The sequence below is a fragment of the Brevibacterium sp. FAM 24630 genome, from assembly GCF_049804075.1.
Classification (GTDB): domain Bacteria; phylum Actinomycetota; class Actinomycetes; order Actinomycetales; family Brevibacteriaceae; genus Brevibacterium.
On the sequence record NZ_JBNBZD010000105.1, the window covers coordinates 1 to 255 of the forward strand.

1 pseudogene is annotated in these 255 nt (G+C 67.1%); it reads left to right on the forward strand.

The window, feature by feature from the left end:
- Positions 1-255, forward strand: a pseudogene (locus tag ACPUD7_RS17915) (IS1380 family transposase); the annotation flags it as partial.

Here is a 255-nt window from a genome sequence, read left to right on the forward strand (position 1 = left end):
ATCGCCATCACCCTCGCACTCGGCGGCGACGCCCTCTCCGATAGCTCCGTCCTCCGCGACGAACCCGACCTCTACGGCCCAGTGGCATCGAACCCGACGATCACCCGCCTCATCCGCACCCTCGCCGTCGACGCCGATCGAGTACTGGCTGCTCTCAACACTGCTCGGGCGGCGGCGCGTGCCCGGGTGTGGGAACTCTCCGGGGCTCAGGCACCAAACCACGAGACAGATGCTTCGACTCCGCTGATCGTCGAT